Here is a 4,783-nt window from a genome sequence, read left to right on the forward strand (position 1 = left end):
GTGTTCACCCACTGGGGGGCCGCCCACACCCCTTGACCCCACACGCCGGCACCTTGGCCGCCAACCCCCTACCCATGGCCCCCCCCCGGGCCCCCGCGCGGGGGGCCGGCGGCCACCCCAGATCGACAGCGCTTTCCAGCCGACATCACAGACCCGCTACCCCAAGACGCCGAGCGGGACGCCCAGCGCGAAGCCTCTCATCGGCGAGCACCCCGCAATGACAGCCTCCATCCTCATCCTCGGCGGCACCACCGAGGCCTATGCCCTCGCCGACTGCCTCGCATCCAGACCCGGGCTCAGGGTCATGACATCGCTCGCCGGACGGACCGCGAATCCGCGTCTGCCAGCCGGCGAGACGCGCATTGGCGGCTTCGGGGGCATCCCAGGTCTCGTCGACTATCTGCGTCAGGAGGGGATCGCGGCCGTGGTCGACGCCACGCACCCCTTCGCCTCTGCCATGGGCTGGAATGCCGCAAAGGCCTGCCGATCGGTAGGCGTGCCACTGGTGCGGCTGGAGCGCCCCGCTTGGGCGCCCGAGCGGGAAGACCGCTGGACTCAGGTCGTGGATTGGGAGGCGGCCGTCGCGGCCCTTCAGACGGGGGGATCGAAACGGGTCTTTCTCGCCGTCGGACGACAGGAGCTCGCCCCCTTCGCCGGACTGGAGGACATCTGGTTTCTGATCCGCGTAGTCACACCACCGGACCCGATGCCGCACTTTCGCGCCTATGAGCTGCTGCTCGCGCGCGGCCCCTTCGATCTGGAGAGCGAGCGCGCACTGCTCGACACACACCGCATCGACGCCATCGTCTGCAAGAACAGCGGTGGCGAAGCGACATCGGAGAAGCTAGTCGCAGCACGCGAGCGCGGCATCCGCGTCATCATGCGCGAGCGGCCGGAGCGCCCCTGCGTACCGCTCGCGGCAAGCGTCGCAGAGGCCCTGGAATGGGTCGATCGAACCCTTGGGCGTGGCGAGCCCTGAGGAAAGCTGTCAGCGTCTTGGAGCCTTGTCTTTCCTCGCGCCCTTGCGGTTCAGATCGCCGATCTCGGGCTAGGCGCCCTCGGCCTCCGGATACCAGCGCGGCGTGTAGACCCAGGCGCCGCCCCCGTCACGGCGGAACTGACGTGTCAGGGAAGATCCGACGATGACCACGGTGCGCATGTCGACCTGCTCGGGCCAAACCTCGCCCAGAGTCGTCGCGGTGAGCTGCTCGGCCGGACGGCCCACGTCGCGCCCGAGCACTACAGGGGTCGCGGGCGCTCGATAGCGTCGCAGAAGATCCAGCGCCTGACCGAGCTGCCAGGGCCTTGCCTTGGAGCTGGGGTTGTAGAGCGCCATGACGAAGTCGCCCAGCGCGGCATGCTCCAGCCGCCGCTCGATCTGCGACCAGGGCTTGAGGTTGTCGGACAGGGAGATGATGCAGAAGTCGTGACCCAGCGGCGCACCGGCCCGCGCGGCGGCGGCCTGGGCGGCGGAGATCCCCGGCAGAATTGCTAGATCGACCGCGCGCCAGGCGGGCTCGTCGGCCTGCTCCAAGGCCTCCATCACGGCCGTCGCCATGGCGAAGATCCCCGGATCGCCCGAAGACACCACCACCACGTGCCGGCCTTCGGCCGCGAGCCGCAGCGCGAGGCGCGCCCGGTCCATCTCGCAGCGGTTGTCCGAGTCTAGCGTCCGCTGATCCGGACGAAAGGGTCCGGCCATGCGGACATAGGTGGTATAGCCGACGATGTCCTGGGCGCGGTCCAGCTCATCGCGCACGGCAGGCGCCATCAGCTCGGGCGCCCCTGGCCCGAGACCGATCACAGCCAGCCTTCCGGGACGAGGACTTGGCGGCTGGGACTGAAGCGCCTGCTCCAGCCTTCGAGCCAGAACATCCGCCCCCTGCGCCAGACCCAGGACAGGCGTCACTTGCGAGCCGTCGGCGGCAACAGCGACCACGACGGATGGGCGCTCGCCGCTGACCAGCGACGGCGCCAAGGCGATGAAGAGAGGCTCGAGCGCCCCGACGAAGATCACGGGGCGGCCGGCGCCCAGACCATCGCACAGGACCTGCGCGAGACGATCCGTCGGCACAGGCTCCAAGGCCAGATCGGGCAAAGCAGCCCGCAAGCGCTCCGCTGTCCCCGCGCCCTTGGCGTCGCCGACGACCAGGACAGGCGCCGGCCCGGCTGGCGATGTCATCAGCCCTGCCACCGCTCGCCGGGAATCAGCACCATGGAGAAGTAGGGCACGGTCTCGGGGGCGATCTCGCGAAGCGGCAGGATGCGCTCGCCGTCCATGGTGGCGCGCTCCACATAGAGCGCCCGATCCTGGAGTCCGAGGTTGAAGATGACGCGGCGCACCTTCTCGAAGTTGCTGCCGAGCTTCATGATGGCCGCCGCCTCGACGCCCGAGAGCAGCTCGGCCAGCCTGTCTTCCGGCAGGGTCCCGGCCAGCACCTGGAGCCGCTGGTCGCGATAGACCAGCGGGGTGCGCAGCACGGAGGCGCTGGCGACCACGGAGCAGACGCCGGGGACCACTTCGGTCTCGAAGCGGTCGGCGAGCCGGTCGTGGAGATACATGAAGGAGCCGTAGAAGAAGGGATCGCCCTCGCACAGGGCGGCGACATCGCGCCCCGCCGCGAGGTGCTCCGCCACCTGCTCCGCCGCCTCGTCGTAGAAGGCGCGCATCACGCCCTCGTAGTCGTAGGGAGGCTCCGGTTTCTTCCCGGTGACGGGATAGACCAAGGGCAGCCGAATCTGGTCCGAGCGCAGGTGCGGCTTCACGCTCGTCAGCGCATTGCCGCGCTTCGCCTTGCCGACATAGTAGGCCACCACGGGCGCCCCGCGCAGATAGCGCAGCGCCTTGAGCGTGATCAGCTCCGGATCGCCCGGGCCGACGCCCAGGCCGAGTAAACGCCCTTTCTCCATGACGCTCAGCCGTGCTCCCGCCCGAGGGCATTGACGGCGGCGGCCGCCATGGCGCTGCCGCCCCGACGCCCGCGAACCGTCACAAAGGGCAGGCCGCGGCTGTCCTCGGCCAGCGCGTCCTTGGATTCGGCGGCACCGACGAAGCCAACGGGGAAGCCCAGGATCAGCGCCGGCTTGGGCGCACCCTCGTCCAGCATCTCCAGCAGTCGAAAGAGCGCGGTCGGGGCATTGCCGACGACCACGATGGCGCCCTCCAGGTGCGGGCGCCACAGCTCCAGGGCCGCGGCCGTCCGTGTGTTGCCGATCCGCTTGGCCAGCTCAGGCACGCTCGGATCCTGCAGGGTGCAGAGGATCTCGTTCGCCGCCGGCAGCCGTGCGCGCGTGATGCCTTCCGCCACCATGCGGCTGTCGCACAGAATCGGCACACCGGCCTCCATGGCCGCGAGTCCGGCCCGTCCGGCCCCAGGCGAGAAGACCAGGTCGTCGATGATGTCCGGCATGCCGCAGGAGTGGATCACGCGCACCGCCAGCGCCTCCAGATCCTCCGGGATGCGCTCCAGATTCGCCTCGGCGCGGATGATGGCGAAGGATTGACGATAGATGTCGTGGGCATCTCGGACGTAATCGATCATTGCAAGTCTCTGTCACACGGCAACGCGCGGCCGCTCGGCGCAGCGCTGCTGCCCGAGGCGTGGCCCTAGCCGGAAGTCAAGAAGTAAGGGAGGGATTTGCTTCAACAAGCCAGGCAGTATAATTTGAATTCTGCTTTGCAGCCAATGGCTTTTCGATCCACCACCTCGATGGACCCAGGGTGGATGAGCCATCGCGAAATCCAAAATCCACCAGTGACGCCCGACCTGGTGGACTGCGCGATGCTTGTCCACCCTGCCTGCGTAGGTTGGGCTGAGGCACGAAGCCCAACAAGGCGGCCAGCCTAACGCGTTGATTGTTGGGCCTCCTCCGTCGGCCCAACCTACGGTAAGACGGGATCTTTGCGATGTGCTCGGAATACTCGCACGGTCTCGATGCTTGTCCACCCTTGTATGTTCTGTTTCCAGGGCTTGAGAAGGAGCTTGGACAACTGGACGTTATGAGGAGTGAGCCGGAGACGCCGTTCCACCCTGAGGCCATGAGCCTGTAAGTAGAGTGGCGCCCCGCCCTCTTCGCTGATCCCGAGGAGTATCCGAGGCCGTGGGCGAAGCTCGTGAGCCTGCATACACAAGGTCGGGAAGCGAGGGCGCAGGGTCGGGGAGCCGGGTCACAGTTTAGCGCCTGAATCCGTGGAGTCACAAAACCATGCTTGTTGCTGGAATCGATGTTGCTGCCAAGACGCTTGCTGTGCTCATTCAGCGCGAGGACACGAACGCCAAGGTGCAGGAGTTTGCCAATACCCCGAGCGGGCATCAGGCACTGCTCAAGCGCTTGCGCCAAGCGCGGGTGCAGCGGGTATGCCTGGAGGCGACCGGAACCTATCACCTGGATCTGGCACTGGCCTTGGAGGGCGGCGGTGTGGCGGTGATGGTGGTGAACCCTAAAGCGGCCAAGCGCTTCGCCGAGGCGCTGCTCACGCGCACCAAGACCGATGCTGTCGATGCGGCGGTGCTGGCGGAGTTTGCCCAGCGCATGCCCTTTGAGCCGTGGCAGCCACCGGCGCCCGTGACGCTCGAGCTGCGCGCTTATGCGCGGCGCTTAAGTGCGCTGACGCACGCGCGCACCCAGACGAAGAACCAGCTCCATGCCCTGCAGCAGAGCACCACCACCCCGGCGGTGCTCCTTGAGGAGCTGCATCTGGCCATTGCCGAGACGGACGCGCGCATTGAGCGCTTGCGCACCGCCGCCCTGGCCCTGATCGAGACCGCGGCCCAGCTCAAGG

5 protein-coding genes are annotated in these 4,783 nt (G+C 67.8%); 2 read left to right on the plus strand and 3 right to left on the minus strand.

Annotation, left to right across the window (positions count from 1 at the left end):
* Positions 1–217 precede the first annotated feature (217 nt).
* On the plus strand, positions 218–979 hold the full coding sequence (locus tag G3446_RS25645; protein WP_164456506.1) for a cobalt-precorrin-6A reductase: 762 nt from the start codon (positions 218–220) through the stop codon (positions 977–979).
* Positions 980–1,048: 69 nt separating this feature from the next.
* Here G3446_RS25645 and cobJ read toward each other — a convergent pair whose 3' ends face one another.
* The 3 genes from cobJ to G3446_RS25660 all read right to left on the minus strand — a co-directional run bounded on the left by cobJ (position 1,049) and on the right by G3446_RS25660 (position 3,542).
* On the minus strand, positions 1,049–1,858 hold the full coding sequence (cobJ, locus tag G3446_RS29045; protein ID WP_425338436.1) for a precorrin-3B C(17)-methyltransferase: 810 nt from the start codon (positions 1,856–1,858) through the stop codon (positions 1,049–1,051).
* A gap of 323 nt (positions 1,859–2,181) precedes the next feature.
* A complete protein-coding gene (locus G3446_RS25655; protein ID WP_164456508.1) occupies positions 2,182–2,910 on the minus strand; it encodes a precorrin-2 C(20)-methyltransferase in 729 nt (242 codons plus the stop codon).
* Positions 2,911–2,915: 5 nt separating this feature from the next.
* Positions 2,916–3,542 (minus strand): precorrin-8X methylmutase, encoded by a 627-nt coding sequence (locus tag G3446_RS25660; protein WP_164456509.1) that lies wholly within the window; start codon positions 3,540–3,542, stop codon positions 2,916–2,918.
* Between the two features lie 664 nt (positions 3,543–4,206).
* Between G3446_RS25660 and G3446_RS25665 the strand changes: the two genes are divergently transcribed.
* Positions 4,207–4,783, plus strand: a 577-nt coding sequence (locus G3446_RS25665) for an IS110 family transposase (protein WP_164456510.1), incomplete at its 3' end; no start/stop codon positions are given.

Origin of the sequence: Thiorhodococcus minor (genome assembly GCF_010820565.1) — a bacterium.
Lineage (GTDB): Bacteria > Pseudomonadota > Gammaproteobacteria > Chromatiales > Chromatiaceae > Thiorhodococcus > Thiorhodococcus minor.

Coding starts and splice junctions, on each gene's coding strand:
- G3446_RS25660 (WP_164456509.1), bottom strand. CDS start 3,542: ATGATCGATTACGTCCGAGATGCCCACGACATCTATCGTCAATCCTTC.
- G3446_RS25645 (WP_164456506.1), top strand. CDS start 218: ATGACAGCCTCCATCCTCATCCTCGGCGGCACCACCGAGGCCTATGCC.
- G3446_RS25655 (WP_164456508.1), bottom strand. CDS start 2,910: ATGGAGAAAGGGCGTTTACTCGGCCTGGGCGTCGGCCCGGGCGATCCG.